This window comes from Rhodococcus sp. Ni2, from assembly GCF_021352185.1.
In the GTDB taxonomy this organism is placed as follows: domain Bacteria; phylum Actinomycetota; class Actinomycetes; order Mycobacteriales; family Mycobacteriaceae; genus Rhodococcus_F; species Rhodococcus_F qingshengii.
In genome coordinates this window covers 2,678,981-2,700,230 of record NZ_WOXZ01000002.1, presented here as the reverse complement: position 1 = coordinate 2,700,230, position 21,250 = coordinate 2,678,981, and the positions used below count along the sequence as shown (strand labels likewise).

At 63.0% G+C, this 21,250-nt stretch carries 20 protein-coding genes; 15 read left to right on the top strand and 5 right to left on the bottom strand.

The genetic code is table 11. From position 1 onward, the window contains the following. Positions 1-22: 22 nt before the first annotated feature. The gene (locus GN300_RS26035) at positions 23-946 is read left to right on the top strand and encodes a tRNA (adenine-N1)-methyltransferase (protein ID WP_042919726.1); all 924 of its coding nucleotides are present in this window, start codon (positions 23-25) and stop codon (positions 944-946) included. Between the two features lie 64 nt (positions 947-1,010). Here GN300_RS26035 and GN300_RS26030 read toward each other — a convergent pair whose 3' ends face one another. Continuing rightward, positions 1,011-1,535 carry a hypothetical protein gene (locus GN300_RS26030; protein WP_003944789.1) on the bottom strand — a complete coding sequence of 175 codons (525 nt, stop codon included), beginning with the start codon at positions 1,533-1,535 and terminating at the stop codon, positions 1,011-1,013. Between the two features lie 195 nt (positions 1,536-1,730). Between GN300_RS26030 and arc the strand changes: the two genes are divergently transcribed. Both arc and GN300_RS26020 read left to right on the top strand, forming a co-directional pair. Continuing rightward, a complete protein-coding gene (arc, locus tag GN300_RS26025) occupies positions 1,731-3,506 on the top strand; it encodes a proteasome ATPase (protein WP_003944870.1) in 1,776 nt (591 codons plus the stop codon). 117 nt (positions 3,507-3,623) lie between these two features. Continuing rightward, positions 3,624-4,301, top strand: coding sequence for a TIGR00266 family protein (locus GN300_RS26020; RefSeq protein ID WP_003944961.1), 678 nt, complete (start codon positions 3,624-3,626; stop codon positions 4,299-4,301). A gap of 51 nt (positions 4,302-4,352) precedes the next feature. Here GN300_RS26020 and GN300_RS26015 read toward each other — a convergent pair whose 3' ends face one another. After that, positions 4,353-4,910: an NUDIX domain-containing protein gene (locus GN300_RS26015; protein ID WP_063316382.1), complete on the bottom strand. Its 558-nt coding sequence runs from the start codon at positions 4,908-4,910 to the stop codon at positions 4,353-4,355. Positions 4,911-4,968: 58 nt separating this feature from the next. Between GN300_RS26015 and dop the strand changes: the two genes are divergently transcribed. From dop to prcA, 4 genes are all read left to right on the top strand, one after another. After that, complete coding sequence (gene dop / locus GN300_RS26010) at positions 4,969-6,468, top strand: depupylase/deamidase Dop (RefSeq protein WP_003944852.1); 1,500 nt, start codon at positions 4,969-4,971, stop codon at positions 6,466-6,468. A 148-nt stretch (positions 6,469-6,616) separates the two neighbouring features. Further along, the gene (locus GN300_RS26005; protein WP_003944925.1) at positions 6,617-6,811 is read left to right on the top strand and encodes a ubiquitin-like protein Pup; all 195 of its coding nucleotides are present in this window, start codon (positions 6,617-6,619) and stop codon (positions 6,809-6,811) included. Then, entirely contained in the window at positions 6,808-7,686 is an 879-nt protein-coding gene (prcB, locus tag GN300_RS26000) for a proteasome subunit beta (RefSeq protein ID WP_030536341.1), read from the top strand. Before GN300_RS26005 ends, prcB begins: the two co-directional genes overlap by 4 nt. Continuing rightward, positions 7,683-8,450: a proteasome subunit alpha gene (gene prcA / locus GN300_RS25995; RefSeq protein ID WP_003945006.1), complete on the top strand. Its 768-nt coding sequence runs from the start codon at positions 7,683-7,685 to the stop codon at positions 8,448-8,450. The genes prcB and prcA overlap by 4 nt, the downstream gene beginning before the upstream one ends. Positions 8,451-8,487: 37 nt before the next feature. Here prcA and GN300_RS25990 read toward each other — a convergent pair whose 3' ends face one another. Continuing rightward, on the bottom strand, positions 8,488-9,906 hold the full coding sequence (locus GN300_RS25990; protein ID WP_197487743.1) for a bifunctional phosphatase PAP2/diacylglycerol kinase family protein: 1,419 nt from the start codon (positions 9,904-9,906) through the stop codon (positions 8,488-8,490). Between the two features lie 144 nt (positions 9,907-10,050). Here GN300_RS25990 and pafA point away from each other — a divergent pair, with 144 nt between their 5' ends. From pafA to GN300_RS25955, 7 genes are all read left to right on the top strand, one after another. Continuing rightward, positions 10,051-11,409 (top strand): Pup--protein ligase, encoded by a 1,359-nt coding sequence (gene pafA, locus GN300_RS25985; RefSeq protein WP_007729869.1) that lies wholly within the window; start codon positions 10,051-10,053, stop codon positions 11,407-11,409. Between the two features lie 110 nt (positions 11,410-11,519). Further along, the gene (locus GN300_RS25980) at positions 11,520-12,533 is read left to right on the top strand and encodes a YafY family protein (protein WP_063316384.1); all 1,014 of its coding nucleotides are present in this window, start codon (positions 11,520-11,522) and stop codon (positions 12,531-12,533) included. After that, positions 12,530-13,507 (top strand): YafY family protein, encoded by a 978-nt coding sequence (locus GN300_RS25975; RefSeq protein ID WP_063316385.1) that lies wholly within the window; start codon positions 12,530-12,532, stop codon positions 13,505-13,507. The genes GN300_RS25980 and GN300_RS25975 overlap by 4 nt, the downstream gene beginning before the upstream one ends. Before the next feature lie 134 nt (positions 13,508-13,641). Beyond that, complete coding sequence (tatA, locus tag GN300_RS25970; RefSeq protein WP_003944836.1) at positions 13,642-13,917, top strand: Sec-independent protein translocase subunit TatA; 276 nt, start codon at positions 13,642-13,644, stop codon at positions 13,915-13,917. Between the two features lie 73 nt (positions 13,918-13,990). Further along, complete coding sequence (gene tatC, locus GN300_RS25965) at positions 13,991-15,019, top strand: twin-arginine translocase subunit TatC (RefSeq protein ID WP_003945030.1); 1,029 nt, start codon at positions 13,991-13,993, stop codon at positions 15,017-15,019. Positions 15,020-15,067: 48 nt separating this feature from the next. Then, positions 15,068-17,779, top strand: a complete 2,712-nt coding sequence (locus GN300_RS25960; protein WP_003944907.1) for an RNA helicase — start codon at positions 15,068-15,070, stop codon at positions 17,777-17,779. A gap of 52 nt (positions 17,780-17,831) precedes the next feature. Beyond that, positions 17,832-18,656: a DUF4333 domain-containing protein gene (locus GN300_RS25955; RefSeq protein ID WP_003944884.1), complete on the top strand. Its 825-nt coding sequence runs from the start codon at positions 17,832-17,834 to the stop codon at positions 18,654-18,656. A 4-nt stretch (positions 18,657-18,660) separates the two neighbouring features. Here the strand turns inward: GN300_RS25955 and GN300_RS25950 are convergent, their stop codons facing one another. Beyond that, positions 18,661-19,626, bottom strand: coding sequence for a 5'-3' exonuclease (locus tag GN300_RS25950; protein ID WP_058038861.1), 966 nt, complete (start codon positions 19,624-19,626; stop codon positions 18,661-18,663). A gap of 37 nt (positions 19,627-19,663) precedes the next feature. Here GN300_RS25950 and GN300_RS25945 point away from each other — a divergent pair, with 37 nt between their 5' ends. Continuing rightward, complete coding sequence (locus tag GN300_RS25945) at positions 19,664-20,800, top strand: Xaa-Pro peptidase family protein (RefSeq protein ID WP_058038804.1); 1,137 nt, start codon at positions 19,664-19,666, stop codon at positions 20,798-20,800. Here the strand turns inward: GN300_RS25945 and GN300_RS25940 are convergent, their stop codons facing one another. Continuing rightward, positions 20,801-21,226, bottom strand: coding sequence for a PPOX class F420-dependent oxidoreductase (locus GN300_RS25940; RefSeq protein ID WP_007729859.1), 426 nt, complete (start codon positions 21,224-21,226; stop codon positions 20,801-20,803). Positions 21,227-21,250: the final 24 nt, after the last annotated feature.

Genomic DNA, 21,250 nt, shown 5'->3' with positions numbered 1-21,250 from the left:
CACGACCGAAGTGGATGAGGTTGTGCAGTCCGCTGTCGCCGAGATTCCCGAACAAGAGCTTCCAGAAGCTGATCTCACTGCGCCGGGCAAGCGGCCGTCAGGTCCGTTCCGCGTCGGCGACCGAGTACAGCTGACCGACGGCAAGGGACGCCACTACACGATCGTTCTCGAGGCGAACCGCGAATACCACACCCACAAGGGCGGAATCGTTCACAACGATCTGATCGGTGCCGACGAGGGCAGCGTCGTCAAGTCGGTCAACGGCACGCCCTATCTCGCACTGCGCCCCCTGCTGGTGGACTACGTGCTGTCCATGCCGCGCGGTGCCCAGGTCATCTACCCGAAGGACGCAGCTCAGATCGTCCACGAAGGCGACGTGTTCCCAGGGGCACGCGTGCTCGAGGCCGGAGCCGGCTCCGGCGCACTGACATGTTCGCTGCTGCGTGCCGTCGGACCCGAGGGCAAGGTCATCTCCTACGAGGTCCGCGACGATCATGCCGAACATGCGGTTCGCAACGTCGAGACCTTCTTCGGGGAACGTCCGCCGAACTGGGAACTGACCATCGCCGATCTCGCCGAGTTCGATCCGGAAGCGCACGGAGGCAAGGTCGATCGCGTCGTACTCGACATGCTGGCCCCGTGGGACGTCCTGCCCGCCGTCTCGCAGGCACTCGTGCCGGGCGGCGTGTTGATCGTCTACGTCGCGACCGTTACTCAGCTCTCGAAGGTCGTCGAGGCGATGCGGGAGCAGGAATGCTGGACCGAGCCCCGCTCGTGGGAATCGATCGTGCGCGGTTGGCACGTCGTCGGATTGGCGGTGCGCCCCGAACATCGGATGCAAGGCCACACCGCGTTCCTCGTGAGCGCTCGTCGTCTCGCCGAAGGAACTGTCACCCCGAAGCCGCAGCGGCGTGCGGGCAAGGGCTCGAACACCGCGGCCAAGTAGTCACACGAAAACAACAAGAGCGGCGATCCGGTATCCGGATCGCCGCTCTTGTCGTAGCTGGAAGTTATGCGGTGCAGGAAGCGCGGCCCATTTCCAGGAGCACGCAAGCCGAGGTGTCGGACAGCTTCCAGGAGCCGTCTTCGAGCTCCCAGGTCCACGGGGTGGCCGGGGCGGCGCCGTGCGGGCTGACGACGGCGACGTCTGCGGTTGCGGTCTGACCGTCGACCTTTACGTTGTCCACGTTGAACGTGATCGCGTAGGCCGGGTTACCGCCCAGCGCAGCACTCATCGTCTCGATGTTGGCCTGACGCTTGGTTCCGTCGACCACCAGAGCGGTCTTCTCCTCGATCGGCTTGGCCGGATCGATCAGAGCGACGAGCGAAGCGTTGAGCTCCTCGGCCGTCGGAGCCGCTGCGGCAGCGGCAGCTGACGTCGTGGCGGAAGCCGAGGCCTTGGCCGTGGTGCTCGAGGCGGCGGCGGAAGTAGAACTTGCAGCCGTCGAATCCTTGTTGTCGTCCGAGCTGCATGCACCCATGGTCAGGACGGCAGCGACAGCACAAGCGCTGATGAGAGTCTTGCGGATGATCACAGCGTTACCTTTCGTTGTAAAGAGAGACAGGCGCTGTCTCCATCTTGTAGGCAAGGCTAACATGACCAAATTCTGGCTCGAGACCAGTCGGCACGGTCCGCGCGCAGGTGTGAATTCGCACTCGCGCACCGTGTCTGGCGACAGTTGGGGCCTTATGCCGGTAGCGTTGATGGATCGCACTGGGAGGAGACGCACATGAGCTCGACAGAGAACCCGGATTCGGTTGCGGCAGCAGAAGAACTCCACGCGCTACGAGTGGAAGCACAAGTACTGCGCCGACAACTTGCACAATCGCCGGAGCAGGTGCGTGAGCTGGAGTCGAAGGTGGACTCGTTGTCCATCCGAAACAGCAAGTTGATGGACACCCTCAAAGAGGCCCGTCAGCAGCTCATCGCGCTTCGTGAAGAAGTCGACAGACTCGGTCAACCGCCGAGCGGTTACGGAGTCCTTCTCTCGGTACACGAGGACAAGACCGTCGACGTGTTCACGTCGGGTCGCAAGATGCGGTTGACGTGCTCACCGAACATCGACACGGACACCCTCGCCCTCGGGCAGACGGTTCGCCTCAACGAGGCACTCACCATCGTCGAGGCCGGCACCTACGAGCAGGTCGGTGAGATCAGCACGCTCCGTGAGGTACTCGACGACGGCTTGCGCGCACTGGTGGTCGGCCATGCCGACGAAGAGCGCATCGTCTGGCTCGCAGCACCGTTGGCGGCAGTCTTCGCCGACCCCGAAGCCGACATCATCGCGTACGACGCCGATTCTCCGACCAGGAAACTGCGTCCGGGCGACTCGTTGCTCGTCGACACCAAGGCCGGGTACGCCTTCGAGCGCATCCCGAAGGCCGAGGTCGAAGATCTGGTTCTCGAGGAAGTTCCGGACGTTCACTACGACGACATCGGTGGTCTCGGGCGTCAGATCGAGCAGATCCGTGATGCCGTCGAACTCCCGTTCCTCCACAAGGATCTGTTCCACGAGTACTCGCTGAGGCCGCCGAAGGGTGTACTGCTCTACGGTCCGCCTGGTTGCGGCAAGACGCTCATCGCCAAGGCCGTCGCCAACTCGTTGGCCAAGAAGATCGCCGAAGCTCGCGGTCAGGACAGCAAGGACGCCAAGTCATACTTCCTGAACATCAAGGGCCCGGAACTTCTGAACAAGTTCGTCGGCGAAACCGAGCGTCACATCCGGATGATCTTCCAGCGTGCTCGTGAGAAGGCGTCCGAGGGCACGCCGGTGATCGTCTTCTTCGACGAGATGGACTCGATCTTCCGTACCCGTGGTTCGGGAGTCTCCTCCGACGTCGAGACAACGGTTGTTCCGCAGCTGCTCAGCGAGATCGACGGCGTGGAAGGGCTCGAGAACGTCATCGTCATCGGCGCCTCCAACCGTGAGGACATGATCGACCCGGCCATCCTGCGTCCCGGCCGACTGGACGTGAAGATCAAGATCGAGCGCCCCGACGCGGAATCGGCTCAGGACATCTTCTCGAAGTACCTGGTGGACGGTCTGCCGATCAATGCGGACGACCTCGCCGAGTTCGGTGGAGATCGCACTGCATGCTTGAAGGCGATGATCGTTCGCGTCGTCGATCGCATGTACGCGGAGAGCGAAGAGAATCGTTTCCTCGAGGTCACGTACGCCAACGGCGACAAGGAAGTTCTGTTCTTCAAGGACTTCAACTCGGGGGCGATGATCCAGAACATCGTCGACCGCGCCAAGAAGTACGCGATCAAGTCTGTGCTCGACACCGGTGCTCCGGGCTTGCGTGTGCAGCACCTCTTCGATTCCATCGTCGACGAGTTCGCCGAGAACGAGGATCTGCCCAACACCACCAATCCTGATGACTGGGCACGTATTTCGGGCAAGAAGGGGGAGCGGATCGTCTACATCCGCACTCTCGTCACGGGCAAGAACGCCAGTGCAAGCCGCGCGATCGACACGGAGTCGAACACGGGCCAGTACCTGTAGCGAAACGAACATCGATCGGGCCGGCCACTCCGCGAGAGTTGTCGGCCCGATCTCTGCGTCGCTGCCGTTGACTCGTTGCGATTGGACCGGTCGGTCGCGCTGGTTTAGAGTCCCGCCGTGCAGATACATCTTCGACACAATCCGTCGTCCACAGTCGCTCGCTGCTACCTCGCGCCCGGCGAACCGCTGCGCGTGGAGAGCGGGGCGATGCTCGCGCATTCTGCCGGCGTAGTACTCGAAGCGAAGGCGCAGGGCGGCGTCCTGCAGGGACTCAAGCGGTCGATGCTGAGCGGCGAATCATTTTTCGTCACGACGTATACCGCTCCGCCGCAAGGTGGTTGGGTCGACGTGACTGGCGTGCTTCCCGGAGATCTGATTCCGCTGACCATCACCTCTGATCGCCCGTTCTTCCTCAACCGTGGAACCTGGTTGGCCAACTCCTACGGTGTGACGGTCGAGTCCAAGTGGGGCGGCATGTCCAACCTCTTCGGCGGTGAGGGAGGCTTCGGCCTGCGGGCAAGTGGCGACGGTGAAGTAGTGCTGGCCGTCTACGGCGCGATCGACGTCATCGACTTGCAGCCAGGCGAGACAGTCACGATCGATACCGGTCACGTGGTCGCCTACGACCTCGGCATGAATTTCAACATGCGGCGCGCCGTTCAGGGGCGCACCATTCAGTCGATGAAGTCCGGTGAAGGATTTGTCTTCGACTTCACCGGACCCGGTCGCGTTCTCGCGCAGACCCGCAACCCCAGCGCGTTCGCTGCTTGGCTCTCGGCGATCACCCCGGGCTGATCACAGGTCCCACCAGTGTTCAGTCCCAGCGGTGTTCAGTCCCAGCGGTGTTCAGCTCCAGCAATAGTCGGCCAGCAGCGCGCGTGAGTCCGGAACGAACGGCCACGACGGGTCCTGCAGGTGGGCGCCGAGTTCTTTCGGCGTCCACCACCAACCTTCGGCGATCTCGCTGGGCTGATGTGCCATCGGCCCGTCGTATCTGAGTTCGAACGCAAACAGGTGACAGCGCAACGGAGAGTTGTTCCACTCGCCGTCCCAGGATTTTCGAGCGATCTCCGTCAGTTGGAGTGGCTGGTCTGCCGTTCCGAAGATTCCGAGTTCTTCACCGACTTCACGGATCGCAGTTTCCTGCGGCGTCTCACCTGGATCGACGACACCTCCGGCCAGACAGTCGTGATAGCCCCCGAACACCGCTTTCGTGTCGGTTCGGCGATGGACGTAGATGCGGGAGCCGTCCCCGGTACGAACCAGGACGCCCGCACTCGCGTGCCAGAGCGCACCCGAGTAGACGACGGAACGTGGTGCTCGGCCGATCGGATTACCCGTCCGGTCGTACACGGCGACTACCTCGTCCGCGGGATTCAGGTCTGCGGTGAGAGGTTGGTGCATTCCTCCAACTGTGCCACGCCTGTGGGTGCCGCGCCGCAATCACATAGGCTCTTGTGTCATGCAGCGGATCATCGGTGTCGAGGTCGAATACGGAATATCTTCACCCAGTGAGCCGTCGGCGAATCCGATTCTCACTTCAACCCAGGCGGTGCTTGCCTACGCCGCCGCAGCGGGCGTGCCACGGGCCAAGCGCACACGCTGGGATTACGAGGTCGAATCTCCGCTGCGAGATGCCCGAGGCTTCGATCTGGGGCGAATGAGCGGTCCCGCGCCGGTGATCGACGCGGACGAGATCGGCGCCGCGAACATGATTCTCACCAACGGGGCACGGTTGTACGTCGACCACGCACATCCGGAGTATTCGGCGCCCGAGGTCGCCGACCCGCTCGACGCCGTGATCTGGGACAAGGCCGGCGAACGCGTCATGGAAGCGGCTGCGCGGCACGCATCCAGCGTGCCGGGTGCGCCTCGGCTCCAGCTGTACAAGAACAACGTCGACGGCAAGGGTGCCTCGTACGGCACGCACGAGAACTACCTCTGCTCACGTGAGACCCCGTTCGCCTCGATCGTGACAGGATTGACGCCGTTTTTCGCGTCCCGGCAGGTGATCTGCGGTTCCGGTCGTGTGGGTCTCGGTCAGTCCGGCGACGAGGCCGGATTCCAGCTTTCGCAGCGATCCGACTACATCGAGGTCGAAGTAGGCCTCGAGACCACTCTCAAGCGCGGAATCATCAACACCCGCGACGAACCGCACGCGGATGCGGACAAGTATCGCCGCCTGCACGTCATCATCGGTGACGCGAACCTCGCGGAGATGTCGACGTACCTCAAGGTTGGAACAACGGCGCTGGTACTCGACCTGATCGAGGCAGGTGTCGACCTCACCGATCTGCAACTGGCGCGTCCGGTCACGGCCGTCCACCACATCAGTCACGACCCCACTCTGCGCAAGACCGTTGCGCTGGCCGACGGACGTGAACTGACAGGGCTTGCGCTGCAACGCATTTACCTCGAACGTGTCTCGAAGTTCCTCGACCGTGAGACCGATCGTGATCCGCGAGCGGACGATATCGTCGCCAAGTGGGCGATGGTTCTCGATCTCCTCGAGCGCGATCCCATGGAGTGCGCCAACATCCTCGACTGGCCGGCCAAACTGCGTCTGCTCGAAGGGTTCCGCAATCGTGAGGGACTCGCGTGGTCGGCGCCGCGATTGCATCTGGTGGATCTGCAGTACTCCGACGTGCGACTCGACAAGGGCCTGTACAACCGCCTGGTTGCTCGCGGCTCCATGGAGCGGCTTGTCACCGAACAGCAGGTTCTCGACGCGGTCACGAACCCTCCCACCGACACTCGCGCATACTTCAGGGGCGAGTGCCTACGCCGATTCGGGGCCGATATCGCGGCCGCGAGCTGGGATTCGGTCATCTTCGATCTCGGCGGTGAATCGTTGATCCGTATCCCCACCCTCGAGCCGCTTCGAGGTACCAAAGCGCACGTCGGAGCGTTGCTCGACTCCGTGGACAGCGCCGCGGAACTGGTTGATCAGCTCACTCACTGAAATCAGCCGATGCGGCTCGCCGTCGCGTCTCTCCACACCTGACGGTGCCGCTCGGTAGGGTGAAGGTCCGAGCGGGATCAGTTACCGACTCTGCTGGGCCGAACAGGATGCTCGCGAGAGCTCCCTTCACACAAGGAGGTCGACGGCGATGGCTCAAGAACAGACGCAGCGTGCCGGTGGCGGCGAAGACGACGAAACCACTGGTGGCGACGGCAGTGCCGGCCAGGAACGTCGCGAGAAGCTCGCTGCAGAAACCGACGACCTGCTCGACGAGATCGACGACGTGTTGGAAGAGAACGCCGAGGACTTCGTCCGTGCCTACGTCCAGAAGGGCGGCCAGTGACGGTGGATCGCGCGCCCCGGATCACAGACGGGGACACACGGTTGAGCTTCGGCTCGAATCTGTCGTCATTCTCGGAATACCTTCGGGTGCATGCACCGGAGCATCTTCCGCAGAACCGCTTCGCCGACACAGGAGGTGTTGTCATGGGCGGGGGAGACGTAGCTCCGCACGGCACCACCATCGTCGCGATCAGCTATGCGGGTGGTGTTCTGCTCGCGGGTGATCGCCGAGCGACGATGGGCAATCTCATCGCCAGCCGTGACGTGCAGAAGGTGTACGTCACGGACGACTACTCGGCTGCGGGTATTGCCGGTACGGCCGGGATCGCAATCGAACTGGTCCGGCTCTTCGCGGTCGAGCTCGAACATTACGAGAAGATCGAAGGCGTCCCACTCACGTTCGACGGCAAGGCCAATCGACTTTCGTCGATGGTTCGAGGAAATCTCGGAGCAGCGATGCAAGGTTTGGCGGTTGTGCCACTGCTCGTGGGTTACGACCTGGACGCGGTCGATCCGTCCACCGCCGGTCGCATCGTCTCCTACGACGTCGTCGGTGGGCGATACGAGGAGCGCGCGGGCTATCACGCAGTCGGATCCGGCTCCCTGTTCGCGAAATCGGCGCTCAAGAAGCTGTATTCACCGGGAATCGACGAGGACACCGCGCTTCGGTTCGCCGTCGAGGCGCTCTACGACGCGGCAGATGACGATTCGGCTACCGGTGGTCCTGATCTGACACGAGGGATCTATCCGACGGCGGTCACCATCACCTCGGCCGGCGCTGTGGAGTTGTCGCCCAGCAGGGCTGCCGAGATCGCCCGGGAGATCGTCGCGGCTCGCACGGCGACCGCGAGTCCGGAAGGGGAGTCTGCGCTATGACGATGCCGTACTACGCATCAGCCGAACAGATCATGCGCGATCGTTCGGAATTGGCGCGCAAGGGAATTGCCCGCGGGCGCAGCGTCGTCGTTCTCACCTACCGCGACGGAGTGCTCTTTGTCGCCGAGAACCCGTCGCGTGCTCTGCACAAGGTCAGCGAACTGTACGACCGTCTCGGATTCGCGGCAGTGGGCAAGTACAACGAGTTCGAGAATCTGCGCCGCGCGGGCATCGTCCACGCAGACATGCGTGGGTACTCGTACGACCGTCGGGACGTAACCGGGCGTTCTCTCGCCAATGCGTACGCACAAACCCTGGGAACGATCTTCACCGAGCAGCCCAAGCCGTACGAGGTCGAGATCTGTGTTGCCGAGATCGGTCGCTTCGGAAGCAGTACGCCGGCTCAGCTCTACCGGATCACGTACGACGGATCCATCGCGGACGAGCAGGAATTCGTGGTCATGGGCGGCACGACCGAACCGATCGTGACGGCGATGCGCGAGTCGTACCAGCGAGACCTCGACCTCGAATCCGCAGTGCGGATTGCAGTCGGGGCGCTCCAAAAGGGCGGCCCGGCACCGGCCGGAACCACTGAGGCGGAACCACGAACTCTCGATGTGAGCGCACTCGAGGTTGCCGTACTCGACAGCAATCGTCCACGCCGTGCGTTCAAACGGATCGCTGGAACGGTTTTGGAAGAGATGCTTCCAGCTCCGGCAGCAGTCGAGGATGCGCCGCCGGCAAACGGCGACGCACCCTCGTAGATACTCCGTAGGTCTGGGAGCTACTGCAGGTCTGGAGTCACTGAGTGACTCGGTAGACGGCCACCGCGCCCGGTTCGGTGTCGAAATCGAACCGGCGCGCGTCTGCCACCACTTCACCGTCGGTGGCGATGGCTACCGGTGAATCGGCGACTCGGACCGACATCGAAGAGACTAGTTCGCGAACGTAGACCCGCGAGCTGCCCAATGTGCCTGTGGCTGCGGCAAACAGCAGACGTGAGCGCGAGAATTTCTTGTCCGCGCGCAGATAGCGGACGTCGAGTAGTCCACGGTTCATCTCCGGACGCGACATCGGCACTTGATCGGAGGGGGAGTATCGCCCGTTTCCGACGAACAGCATCCAGATGGTGGTCCGCTTTTCGTCGATGGTGACAGTCATCGGCTCCGCCGCTGCGAGAACCCGGATCATCGCGGCTCCCGCGGCCGGCCACTTACCGAAACGTGGTTCCCACTTTTCCCTCAGGCGCACAGCATCCGGGTATCCACCGAGGCTGGCTGTGTTGAGAAACCGTGCAGTCACTCCGGAATCCGTGCGCACCACCGCGTGGTCGACGAATGCCGCCTGACCGGACTCGACTGCCTGTGCGGTCTCCTCGACATTCACCGCCCCGACGTCGCGGGCGAAATGGTTCAATGTTCCGCCGGGAAAAACCGCAAGTGGTAGCTCGTGCTTTGTCGCCGCGGTCGCGACCGTGACCACTGTTCCGTCGCCGCCGCATACACCCAACGCTTTCGGCGAGAGCTCGGGGATCTTGGCATCGATCTGCATGTCGAAGTCGATGTCCGCGTCGAACTCGTAGACGATCGCCGCAGGTAGTAGTTCTCGAATCGATTCCACGATCCCGTCGTCCTCGGAGCCTGAACCAGGATTGGTGAAGACCAACAAGCCTTCTCCGCGCGGGAGCGCGGGAACCACGCACTCGGGTCCGAGTTCGGCGGGCTCTTCGTCCCGCACCGCCCACCAACGACGCGTGCCGGCAGCGATAGCACCGCCGACCGCGAGGCCTGCGAAGACGTCGGACGGCCAGTGGACTCCGTTGTGAACACGTGAGTACGCCACTGCTGCGGCCAGTGGTGCGAGAGCAGCTCCAGCAACCGGGGACTCCATGGCCACTGCCGCGGTGAATGCCGCGGCCGAAGACGAATGTCCGGAGGGGAACGAGGACGACGTCGGAATGTCGACGCCTCGCTTCGGGCTCAGCCAGACGCGTGCCGGTGGGCGTCGGCGGGGAAAGAGGGGCTTGAGTATGCCGTTGGCCAGCGCGCTGGAACCGGCCAGTGCGAGCAGCCCGCGTGCTGCTGCCCTACGGGGCCGCCCGCCGATCATCGCGAGCAAGGCGGCGACAACCATCCACAAAACGCCGTGATCGGCGGCTCTGGAGAGAAACCGCATGGTCGGGTCGAGCACGGAAGGGCGCAGTGCTCCAGTGCTTTCCATGACTTTGACGTCGCTTCGGACAACTTTTCGGCGAATAAGGCTCACACCGTCACACTATGCTGCCGCCCGACGTTGTCGAGTCGTGACTTACGACGCGATCGAAGTACACGGGTGAACCTCGCATTCTGGTTGTACTGTCGAAGTGTGCAGAGACGAATCATGGGTATCGAGACGGAATTCGGCGTTACCTGCACCTTTCACGGGCACAGGAGACTGAGCCCCGACGAGGTTGCTCGTTACCTCTTCCGTCGTGTCGTGTCGTGGGGTCGCAGCTCCAACGTCTTCCTCCGTAACGGAGCCCGCTTGTACCTGGATGTGGGTTCGCACCCGGAGTACGCGACGGCCGAGTGCGACAGCCTCATCCAGCTGGTCAATCACGACCGTGCCGGTGAGCGTGTGCTCGAAGAACTGCTGATCGACGCCGAGGCGAGACTCGCCGAGGAGGGTATTGGTGGCGACATCTATCTCTTCAAGAACAACACCGACTCGGCCGGAAACTCGTACGGCTGCCACGAGAACTTTCTCGTCGCGCGCGCCGGTGAGTTCTCCCGCATTTCGGATGTCTTGTTGCCGTTCCTCGTCACGCGCCAGTTGATCTGCGGCGCCGGAAAGGTACTGCAGACTCCGAAGGCCGCGACGTTCTGCCTCTCGCAGCGCGCGGAACACATCTGGGAGGGCGTCTCGTCGGCTACCACTCGCTCGCGTCCGATCATCAACACCCGCGACGAACCGCATGCCGACGCCGAGAAGTACCGCCGCCTGCACGTGATCGTCGGCGATTCGAACATGGCCGAAACGACGACGATGCTCAAGGTCGGTTCTGCCGCACTGGTGCTCGAGATGATCGAAGCCGGGGTGTCGTTCCGCGATTTCGCTTTGGACAACCCGATTCGTGCCATCCGCGAGGTCAGTCACGACGTGACCGGTAAAAAGCCGGTTCGCCTTGCTGGTGGACGTCAGGCCAGTGCTCTCGATATTCAGCGCGAGTACCACGCCAAGGCGGTCGAACATCTTCGTAACCGCGAACCGGACCCGCAGGTGGAGCAGGTTGTCGATCTCTGGGGTCGCACCCTCGACGCCGTCGAAGCTCAGGATTTTGCGAAGGTCGACACGGAGATCGACTGGGTCATCAAGCGCAAGCTGTTCCAGCGCTACCAGGACCGTCACGGTTTCGATCTGTCCGATCCCAAGATCGCGCAGCTCGACTTGGCTTACCACGACATCAAACGCGGCCGGGGCGTCTTCGACGTTCTCCAGCGCAAGGGCTTGGTCAAGCGGGTCACCGAGGACGAGACGATCGACGACGCCGTCGAGAATCCGCCGCAGACCACGCGCGCCAAATTGCGGGGCGACTTCATCACCGCAGCCCAGGCAGCAGGCCGGGACTTCACAGTCGACTGGGTTCACCTCAAGCTCAACGATCAGGCGCAGAGAACGGTGCTGTGCAAGGACCCGTTCCGCTCCGTCGACGAGCGTGTCGAGCGTTTGATCGCTTCGATGTAGGTCACTCAATTTCGAGATGTACAAGACGGCAGGTCTGTTTTGCGGCGACGCGCCGGGCACGAAAGTGTCCGGCGCGCGTTCGGTTATCGGATAGCCACTAGGATTTCGGCGTGGCGACATCAAAAATCGAGCGGTTGATGAACCTGGTGATCGCATTGCTGTCCACCAGACAGTTCCTCACGGCGGAGAAAATCCGTGACAGTGTGGCCGGGTACAACGATTCCGCGAACTATGAAGCGTTCAGTCGCATGTTCGAGCGCGACAAGAACGAACTTCGTGACCTGGGTGTCCCGTTGGAAACCGGTCTGGCAGGACGGTTCTCGACCGTCGAGGGGTATCGGATCAATCGCAATGCCTACGAGCTTCCGGACGTGGACCTCACCAGCGAGGAATCTGCTGCTGTCGCCGTCGCAGTGCAGTTGTGGGAGTCGCCGGAACTGATTTCGGCAGCCCAGAGTGCACTACTCAAACTCCGAGCGGCCGGCGTCCAGGTCGACTCAGAAGTCAGTGCCGCCCCGGTCACCGCGATTCCGGCACGCACTCGCGGTTCGGAGCCCGCGCTCGGCAAGCTGCTTGCAGCGGTCGACGCCGGCCGAGCAGTTCATTTTCAGCACCGCGGCGCATTGAACGAACCGTTCACCGAGCGCACCGTCGAACCGTGGGGCGTCGTCACGCACAACGGCAAGTGGTACCTGGTCGGGCACGACGTCGACCGTGATGCGGTGAGGACCTTCCGGCTCTCACGGATCGGTGACGACGTCAGGGAGTTCGGCCCGGCCGGTTCGGTTCACAAACCTGAAGGTGTCGACCTTCGCGAGGTCGTCGATCGCGTGACCGGTTCGGGCGTCGTGACCGGGACGGCTACGGTGTGGGTCGCAGACGGCCGCGCCCATGAGCTTCGGCGGCTTGCGACGTCGTCGTCCGAACGGCGGTTGACCGATCGCGACGGCAGCGTGCTGGCCATCCCCGTCCGATCCTGGGAATGGACCGCTCGGTTGATCGCCGGTCACGGGTTGGACGCATTGGTGCTGGACCCACCGGATTTGCGTGCTGAGGTCGTCGCGAAGCTGCGGGCCGCCGCGGCGAGCCCGATCACCGGCCATGGACAGGGGGAAAACAGATGAGCAATCGACTGTCGTCGCGGTTGGCACGGCTGCTCAACCTCGTGCCGTACTTCATCGCAAATCCTGGCATCAGTCCCGCCGAGGCCGCCGAGGAGCTCGGTGTCAGCACCACTCAACTGATGACCGACCTCAATCAACTGTGGGTGTGCGGACTGCCCGGTTACGGTCCCGGTGATCTCATCGACCTGTCCTTCTCCGAGGAAAGTATCGAGGTCACGTTCTCGGCCGGGATCGATCGCCCGTTGCGCCTCACCTCGACGGAGGCGACGGCGTTGCTGATCGCCCTGCGGTCCTTGGTGGAAATGCCGGGCATGGTCGATCCGTCCTCGGCGCAGCGTGCCATCGCGAAGATCGAGGACGCAGCAGGCTCGGCCGCGGCACGAGCCATCGGTCAGGACCGGGACACATCGCCTGCGCCGGATATCGCCGAAGACCCGATAGCCGCGACGGTCAGAGCCGCGCTCGCAGACAAGACCGCCCTGCGATTGACGTATTACTCGGCCTCGCGTGACGCGGTCTCCGAGCGCATCGTCGACCCCGTTCGTATCGTGTTGGTCGACAACTACAGCTACCTCCAGGCGTGGTGCCGTCAAGCCGAGGGCGTGCGGTTGTTCAGATTCGATCGGATCGACGCCGCCGTCCAACTCGACGAGCCCGCCGACCCGCCGCCGCAGGCCCTCGAGGAGGATTCGAATCTCGAATTGTTCAGCGGCGACGGTTCCCTTCCGGAAGCGCGGTTGTTCATCACCAAAGAGTGGGTGTGGATGCTCGACTACTACCCGTTGGACGTCGAGCACGTGAACGACGACGGGTCGGTCGAGGCGACGATGAGTTTCGGAACACTTGAATGGATGGCAAGGCTGGTGTTGGGATTCGGTGAGGGCGTTCGGGTCCTTAATCCGCCGGAACTGGTCTCCGAAGTCCATGATCGAGCCGTTGCGGCGCTCGACGCCTATGACGTAATCGGTTCGTAAAACTTCGGGAAACTTCACGTTCAGTGAGTTCGCAGGAAACAAACAGGTAAAAGGTAGCTGAAGTAAGTGCTTTGGCACCTCCGAGCGCCGGTTGTGTCCGGTAGCATCGAGGAATCTGATCATGGGAGGTCGTTATGGGTGCAATGCAGCCGATGCATTGGCTGATTGTCGCTGTTGTCGTCGTAATTCTGTTCGGGTCGAAGAAGCTTCCCGATGCAGCACGCGGTCTGGGTCGTTCCCTCCGCATCTTCAAGAGCGAAGTCAAGGAAATGCAGAACGACGATGCGGCGCCCGCAAGCGCGCCGGTCGCACAGCCTGCTCCGGCACAGTTGCCGACGGCCAACACCGCGGTGGTCGCAAACGGTGCAGCAGCACCTGTTGCGCAGCCGACCGAAGTCAAGCCGCTCTAGTACACACTGCGTTCTAGCCGGGGTGAAATATTCGTTCACCCCGGTTGTCTGCTGACCAAGACCAGGATGCACAGTGCGTATTCCGTTAGACCCGCGTAACCGCAAGCGGAAGGTCAACCCAGACGGCACCATGTCGTTGGTCGACCACCTGTACGAATTGCGGACTCGTTTGTTGTTCGCATTCCTCGGCGTGATCATCACCACGGCGTTCGGCTTCTTCTGGTATTCACACTCGATACTCGGTCTCGAAAGTCTGGGCGATCTGCTTCGCGGACCGTACTGCGAGCTTCCGTCCGAGAGTCGCGCCAACCTCAGCACCGACGACGCGTGCCGATTGCTGGCGACCGGGCCGTTCGAGCAGTTCATGCTGCGATTCAAAGTGGCGCTCACCGCCGGCATCGTTCTTGCCTGCCCGGTGTGGCTTTACCAATTGTGGGCATTCATCACCCCGGGCCTCTACGCCAAAGAGCGTCGCTACGCGGTCGGATTCGTCACCGCAGGTGCCGCTCTCTTCATTCTCGGCGCAATCCTGGCGTACCTCGTCGTGGCGAAGGCTTTGCACTTCCTCCTGACCATCGGTGACAACGTCCAGATCACCGCGCTCAGTGGTTCGGAGTACTTCGGCTTCATCATCAATCTGCTGCTCATCTTCGGCGTCAGCTTCGAAATTCCACTGCTCGTCGTCGTGTTGAACTTTGCCGGCATTCTGACGTACGAGCGTTTGAAGGCCTGGCGTCGAGGATTGATCTTCGGGCTCTTCGTATTCGCTGCAGTTGCCACGCCAGGGTCGGATCCGTTCTCGATGTTGGCGCTCGCGCTGGCTCTAACGCTTCTCTTCGAGGTCGCGGTACAGATCGCTCGCCTCAACGACAAACGTAAGGCCAAGCGCGCCGGTGAAGACTGGGGCGCACTGTCCGACGAGGAAGCTTCCTCCATCTCGGCTCCGTCCGATCTGAACGAGGCTTTCGACAATCCGACCAAACCCAAGGCCGAATCGAGTGGATTGTTCGGACGTAAGTCCAAGTCCAAGGCTCCGGTCGCGGAGAAATCCGACACCGCCGGCGACAACGCGCCCGGCCAGGATTTCACTGACACTCTCTGAGCGCCGTGCCACCACGTCGGCGGCGTGTGAAACCCTGACGAGGTGGTTATGAACAAGAGTGAACTGAGCACGTTCGCGTCCAGCCTGAAGTTCGAACTCGATCCATTCCAGGTGAAGGCATGTGTTGCGCTCGAAGCGGGCCACGGCGTCCTTGTCTGCGCGCCGACCGGTGCAGGCAAGACCGTGGTCGGCGAGTTCGCTGTCCATCTGGCTCTGGCGGCGGGCCGCAAGTGTTTCTACACGACGCCGATCAAAGCGTTGAGCAATCAGAAGTACGCCGAACTCGTCGAGCGGTACGGCCCCGGCGAGGTCGGTCTGCTGACGGGTGATTCGAGTATCAACTCTGACGCACCGGTGGTCGTCATGACCACCGAAGTCCTGCGGAACATGCTCTACGCCAACTCCGAGGCACTGCGCGGGCTTTCGCACGTCGTCATGGACGAAGTGCATTACCTGGCCGACCGGTTCCGTGGGGCGGTGTGGGAGGAAGTGATCCTGCACCTGTCCGAGGACGTACGCCTGGTGAGTTTGTCGGCGACCGTGAGCAATGCCGAAGAATTCGGTGCCTGGATGGAAACCGTCCGCGGCGACACCACTGTGGTCGTGGACGAGACTCGGCCGATCCCGCTGTGGCAGCACATCATGGTCGGTAGGCGAATCTTCGATCTCTTCGACAGTCGTAGTCATCCTGCTGCCGGGCCGAAGACCGTGCTCGTCGACCAGGATCTGGTTCGCCACGTCAAGCAGCGTCAGGCTCTCGAACGCGTCGAGAGCTGGCAGCCGCGTGGCCGCGGACGACGCGGCAGCTACCAGAGTTCCAACGATTTCCGGCCCTTGCCACGACCTGACGTCATCGCTCAGCTCGATCAGTCCGGACTGCTCCCGGCGATCACTTTCATCTTCAGCCGCGCCGGTTGTGATGCGGCTCTTGCACAGTGCCTGCGGTCCAGACTGGATCTCACTTCGCCGGAGCAGGTCCGCGAGATCGACACCATCATCGAGAAACACACCGGGGAACTACCCGAAGAGGATCTCGAAGTTCTCGGATATCGGGACTGGTGCAAGGCACTACGACGCGGACTGGCATCTCACCATGCCGGCATGCTGCCGGCATTCCGCCAGACAGTCGAGGAACTGTTCGTCAAGGGGCTCGTGCGGGCGGTCTTCGCGACCGAGACGCTGGCCCTCGGCATCAACATGCCGGCACGCACGGTGGTGCTCGAACGTCTGGTCAAGTACAACGGTGAATCGCACGCCGAACTGACGCCGGGGGAGTACACGCAGCTGACGGGTCGGGCCGGCCGACGCGGCATCGACGTCGAAGGCCACGCTGTGGTCCTGTGGCAGCCCGGGGTCGAGCCGACGGATGTCGCCGGCTTGGCGTCGACACGGACGTTCCCGCTCCGCAGTTCGTTCCGCCCCTCGTACAACATGTCGATCAATCTCGTCGAGCGCATGGGCGCGGCGGATTCACGGAAGCTGCTCGAACGTTCCTTCGCGCAGTTCCAAGCGGATCGCTCGGTGGTCGGCCTGGTGCGTGGCATCGAGCGGAACGAAGAAGCACTGAAGGGTTTGCAGGAGAAACTCGGCGGTGCGGACGGCGAATACTTCGAATACGCGTCGTTGCGTGAGCGGCTCAGTGCGCGCGAGCGCGCGCTCGAACGTAAGGGCCGCGAAGACCGACGCGGAGATGCGGTTGAGTCCCTTCGTGCACTCGCCCGCGGTGACGTGATCGCAATTCCCATCGGTCGTCATTCCGGGGTGGCGGTGGTCCTCGTCCCGGACAACGATCCGAAGGACCCGCGTCCGCTGGTTCTGACGGCCGATCAGTGGGCCGGCCGACTCTCCTCGGGTGATTTCCCGGAAGCAGCCGACGTTCTGGGAAAGATGCGACTGCCCAAGCATGTCGATCACCACACCGCGCGGATCCGGCGCGATCTGGCCTCGGCGTTGCGTAGTACCGGGATCAGTGCCCCCCGGCGAAAGAAGCGCCACAAGGCCGGCGCGTCCGAAGATGCCGAGGTCGCTACTTTGCGACGTGCTATTCGCTCGCATCCGTGCCATAGCTGGCCCGATCGTGAACATCTGAGCCGGATCGGTGAGCGCTACAACCGGCTGGCCAGGGAAACGCAGTCGATGAGGGAAAAGGCTGCGGCCACCACCAACTCGTTGGCGCGGACGTTCGACCGCATCATTGCGCTACTCAAAGAGCGTGAGTACATGACTGCCGAAGCAGCGCCCGAAGTCACCGAATCCGGACGACGACTCAGCCGCATCTACTCGGAAAGCGACCTTCTGGTCGCCGAATGCCTGCGGACGGGGGCGTGGACCGGTCTCAGCCCGGCCGAGCTGGCGGCCGTCGTGTCCTCGGTGGTCTACGAATCACGTCGGGACGGGGACACCGTCGATCGGGTGCCGACAGCGGCGCTTCGTCACGCACTCAACGACACTCAACGATTGTGGAGCGAACTGCGGTCGGACGAGATTCGCCACAAGCTGCCGCCGACGCGGGAACCGGATCTCGGATTCGTCACTGCCGTTTATCACTGGGCGAGCGAGAACTCGCTTGTCGACGCACTGATCGCGGCTGGAGTGCAGGGTCGTGCGCTGTCTGCGGGTGACTTTGTACGTTGGTGTCGTCAGGTGATCGATCTCCTCGATCAGGTCCGCCTGACTTCGACGGATGCCGACGTCGCGAAGACTGCGGCGCGGGCGGTAGCTGCAATTCGTCGCGGGGTAGTTGCTGTCGACGCAGCATGACCGCAACTATGTGGTTTGATTCGCAGACTGGTATTTCGAGTGGGAGGCGAACATGAGCGGGCCTTACGGACCGAACGATCCGAATCGGCAATGGGGTCCTGGTGATCAGCAGCAGCCGAACGAGCAGCAGTGGGGGCAGAATCCTCAGCAGCCGGGCGGACAACAGCAGCCTGGTCAGCAGCCCGGCCAGCAACAGCCGTGGGGTCAGCCTGGTCAAACACCGCAGCCCGGTCAGCAGCCCGGCCAGCAACAGCCGTGGGGACAACCTGCCTACGGCCAGCCGGGTGGTCAGCCTGCGTACGGTCAGCCGCAACAGCCTGGACAAGGACAACCCGGCCAGCAACAGCCGTGGGGACAACCCCAGCAACAACCTCCCGCACAGCCGTGGGGTCAGCCCGGGCAACAGCAGTCACCTGACGCAACCCAGGCGTGGGGTCAGCCTCCGGCTGCCGCACCGCAGCAGGCGTGGGGCGCCACGGCCCCCGGGCAGACTCCGGGACAGCAGAACCAGTGGAACCAGGCTCAGCCGTTCCCGAGTCCCGGTGCGCCCGGAAACCAGTCGGGTAAGTCGAAGAAGCCCCTGATCTTCGGTGCGATCGGCGTTCTCGTCGTTCTTGCCGCTGTCGTGGTGGCCCTGGTGTTCGGAGTCTTCGGCAAGAACACACTCGATCAGAGCGCGGCTCAGGCCGGCGTCGAGAAGATCGTCACCGAGTCCTACGGGGCGAAGAACGTGAGCAACGTTCAGTGCCCCGCGGACCAGGAAGTCAAGTCAGGCAACAAGTTCACCTGCACGCTTTCGATCGCGGGTGTGAAGTCGAACGTGACCGTGACGTTTGTCGACGACAACGGCACGTACGAGGTCAGCCGCCCGAGCTGACGCCCTATTGGTCGGAACGGCTTGCCGCCGCAGCCTCGAGCGCGGCGGCAAGCCGGCCGGCCGAGCGCTCGATGTTCAGCGAGGCCGCCACTTCCTCGAGGCGTGCGGGATCGACGGGGGTCGCCGGGAGTCGGTCGTCCTTCGAGAACTGAACGTCCGCGTCGCGAACCACTCGTACGACCGGCAACGCAGCATCAAGGTAAGCCATTGCCTCAGGTGAGGTCAGTTTTGCGCGAATCCCCTTGGCCATATCCGATTCAGGATCAGCTGCGGCCGCCCGAAGTCCGGCCAACGAGCCGTAACGGAGCATCAGTGTCGACGCAGTCTTCTCACCGACACCCTTGATGCCGGGTAGACCGTCGGAGGCGTCTCCGCGCAGTACCGCGAGTTCGGCGTAAGCCTCGCCCGCACGGTCACCGGGTACTCCGTATTTCTCCGCAACCTCGACCGGTCCGAAGAGTTCCGCCTTGGACAGGCCACGGCCCACGTACAGGACACGGACGGGCACGTACTCGTCTGTGACGACCTGCAGTAGGTCTCGGTCACCACTGACGACGACGGTGAGATCTTCGCGCTCGGTGGCGGCAAGCGTTCCCAGTACGTCGTCGGCTTCGAGTCCGACTGCACCCGCCGTCGCGATACCCGCTGCAGCGAGCACGTCCATGATCATGTCGACCTGAGGCGTCAACGTGTCCGGAACTTCTTCGGACGCACCGTCAGAGCCTTCCTCGACGCGATGTGCTTTGTACGTCGGAACGGCGTCGACGCGGAACTGCGGTCGCCAGTCCAAGTCCAGGCACACCGCGAGACGACTCGGCTGGTGTTTGGTGATCAGGGAAGCAACCATGTCGGTGAATCCGCGCACCGCGTTGACAGGTCTGCCGTCGGGGTCGACGAATGACTCGGGCAGTGCGTAGAACGCACGAAACCACAGGCTGGCACCGTCGAGGAGAAGCAATGGCCCACTCATGGTCACCATCCTGCCAGTCGGCACTAACCTGTAAGCCATGACGTCTCCAGCCGAACAGGATTCCCGATTCTCCAGCGCCGTGTACGGCGCACGTATCGCTCGTGCCGCCGAGTTGGCTCGATCAGCAGGTCTCGACGGTCTGGTGGTGACTCCCGGTCCGGATCTGCGGTACCTGACGGGTTCTCGGGCTGACTCGTTCGAGCGCTTGACCGCGTTGGTCATCGCCGCGGACACGGCGAAGGCATCCGTCGTACTTCCTCGGTTGGAGTTGGCGTCGCTGAAGGAATCGGCAGTGGGCGATCTCGGGTTGACCGTCCTCGACTGGGTCGACGGTGTCGACCCGTATGCGATTGTGGCGGCGCAACTCCCGACCGGCGCGAAGGTGGCGGTGACGGATGCTATGCCTGCGCTGCATCTGATCCCGCTCGCAGACACCTTGGGCGCGTTGCCGATTCTCGCCACCGGCGTCTTGCGCGAATTGCGGATGGTCAAGGACGGCGCCGAGATCGAGGCGTTGCGGCGAGCCGGTGCGGCCATCGACCGTGTTCACGCCCGCATGGCCGAGTTCTTGGTCGTCGGACGTACGGAAGCTGAAGTAGGCGAAGCGATTTCGGCGGCGATTCTCGAAGAGGGGCACACCGAGGCCGCGTTCGTGATTGTCGGTTCGGGCCCGCACGGCGCCGATCCGCATCACGAGGTTTCGGACCGGGTGATCGAGAGCGGCGATATCGTGGTCATCGACATCGGCGGACCGGTCGAGCCCGGATACAACTCGGACTCCACTCGCACGTACAGCATGGGGCAGCCGTCCGCGGAGGTTGCCGCACAGTTCGCGGTACTCGAGGCGGCGCAGCAGGCTGCGGTCGATTCGGTGCGGCCAGGAATCTCCGCAGAATCCGTGGACGTTGCAGCTCGCGAAGTGCTTGCCGCACAAGGGCTTGCAGAGGTATTCGTTCACCGCACCGGTCACGGTATCGGGCTGTCCGTGCACGAGGAGCCGTACATCGTCGAGGGCAACACCATCGAACTCGTCGAAGGTATGGCCTTCAGCATCGAACCGGGAATCTACTTCCGCGGCAGTTGGGGTGCCCGTATCGAGGACATCGTCGTCGTGACCGCCGACGGTTGCGAGTCGTTCAACAACCGTCCGCACGGCCTGACTGTCCTCGCCTGATCAGCTTTTCTTGAACGCAGCGGACCCGAGTATGCGTGTGACGTCGATTTCGATGACCACGCGCGCGGGATTGACCCGTGGCTGGCGGTACCGCTCGGCATAGCGCCGAACGGCGTCGGCCACGGAGTCCGCGTCGGTGAGCACGCGTGCCGGCCCCTCGAGCGTGAGCCAGCGGCCACCGTCGACCGAACTGACGGCGGCGTATCCGCCACGCGCTGCGTTGATCGCCTTCTGTGAGCCACCGCTGGTGATCACGCGCGCTTTTCCGGCTTCCTGGTCCCAGGTGAACCCGACGGCAACGACGTGTGGGGTGCCGTTCGGACGCAACGTCGTGAGTGTCGCGAGGTGGTATTCACCGACGAACTTCAGCCCGTCTTCGGTGAGAGTCTGCTGTGACGATGGCGTGGTGGAGGGGGTGAGCGTCATGCCACGACGGTAATCCAGGACACT

What these genes read in the sequence shown, in the direction of transcription:
- arc (WP_003944870.1), top strand. Translation starts at nt 1,731, where the DNA reads ATGAGCTCGACAGAGAACCCGGATTCGGTTGCGGCAGCAGAAGAACTC.
- GN300_RS26015 (WP_063316382.1), bottom strand. Translation starts at nt 4,910, where the DNA reads ATGCACCAACCTCTCACCGCAGACCTGAATCCCGCGGACGAGGTAGTC.
- dop (WP_003944852.1), top strand. Translation starts at nt 4,969, where the DNA reads ATGCAGCGGATCATCGGTGTCGAGGTCGAATACGGAATATCTTCACCC.
- GN300_RS26005 (WP_003944925.1), top strand. Translation starts at nt 6,617, where the DNA reads ATGGCTCAAGAACAGACGCAGCGTGCCGGTGGCGGCGAAGACGACGAA.
- prcA (WP_003945006.1), top strand. Translation starts at nt 7,683, where the DNA reads ATGACGATGCCGTACTACGCATCAGCCGAACAGATCATGCGCGATCGT.
- GN300_RS25990 (WP_197487743.1), bottom strand. Translation starts at nt 9,906, where the DNA reads ATGGAAAGCACTGGAGCACTGCGCCCTTCCGTGCTCGACCCGACCATG.
- GN300_RS25975 (WP_063316385.1), top strand. Translation starts at nt 12,530, where the DNA reads ATGAGCAATCGACTGTCGTCGCGGTTGGCACGGCTGCTCAACCTCGTG.
- tatA (WP_003944836.1), top strand. Translation starts at nt 13,642, where the DNA reads ATGGGTGCAATGCAGCCGATGCATTGGCTGATTGTCGCTGTTGTCGTC.
- GN300_RS25960 (WP_003944907.1), top strand. Translation starts at nt 15,068, where the DNA reads ATGAACAAGAGTGAACTGAGCACGTTCGCGTCCAGCCTGAAGTTCGAA.
- GN300_RS25955 (WP_003944884.1), top strand. Translation starts at nt 17,832, where the DNA reads ATGAGCGGGCCTTACGGACCGAACGATCCGAATCGGCAATGGGGTCCT.
- GN300_RS25950 (WP_058038861.1), bottom strand. Translation starts at nt 19,626, where the DNA reads ATGAGTGGGCCATTGCTTCTCCTCGACGGTGCCAGCCTGTGGTTTCGT.
- GN300_RS25945 (WP_058038804.1), top strand. Translation starts at nt 19,664, where the DNA reads ATGACGTCTCCAGCCGAACAGGATTCCCGATTCTCCAGCGCCGTGTAC.
- GN300_RS25940 (WP_007729859.1), bottom strand. Translation starts at nt 21,226, where the DNA reads ATGACGCTCACCCCCTCCACCACGCCATCGTCACAGCAGACTCTCACC.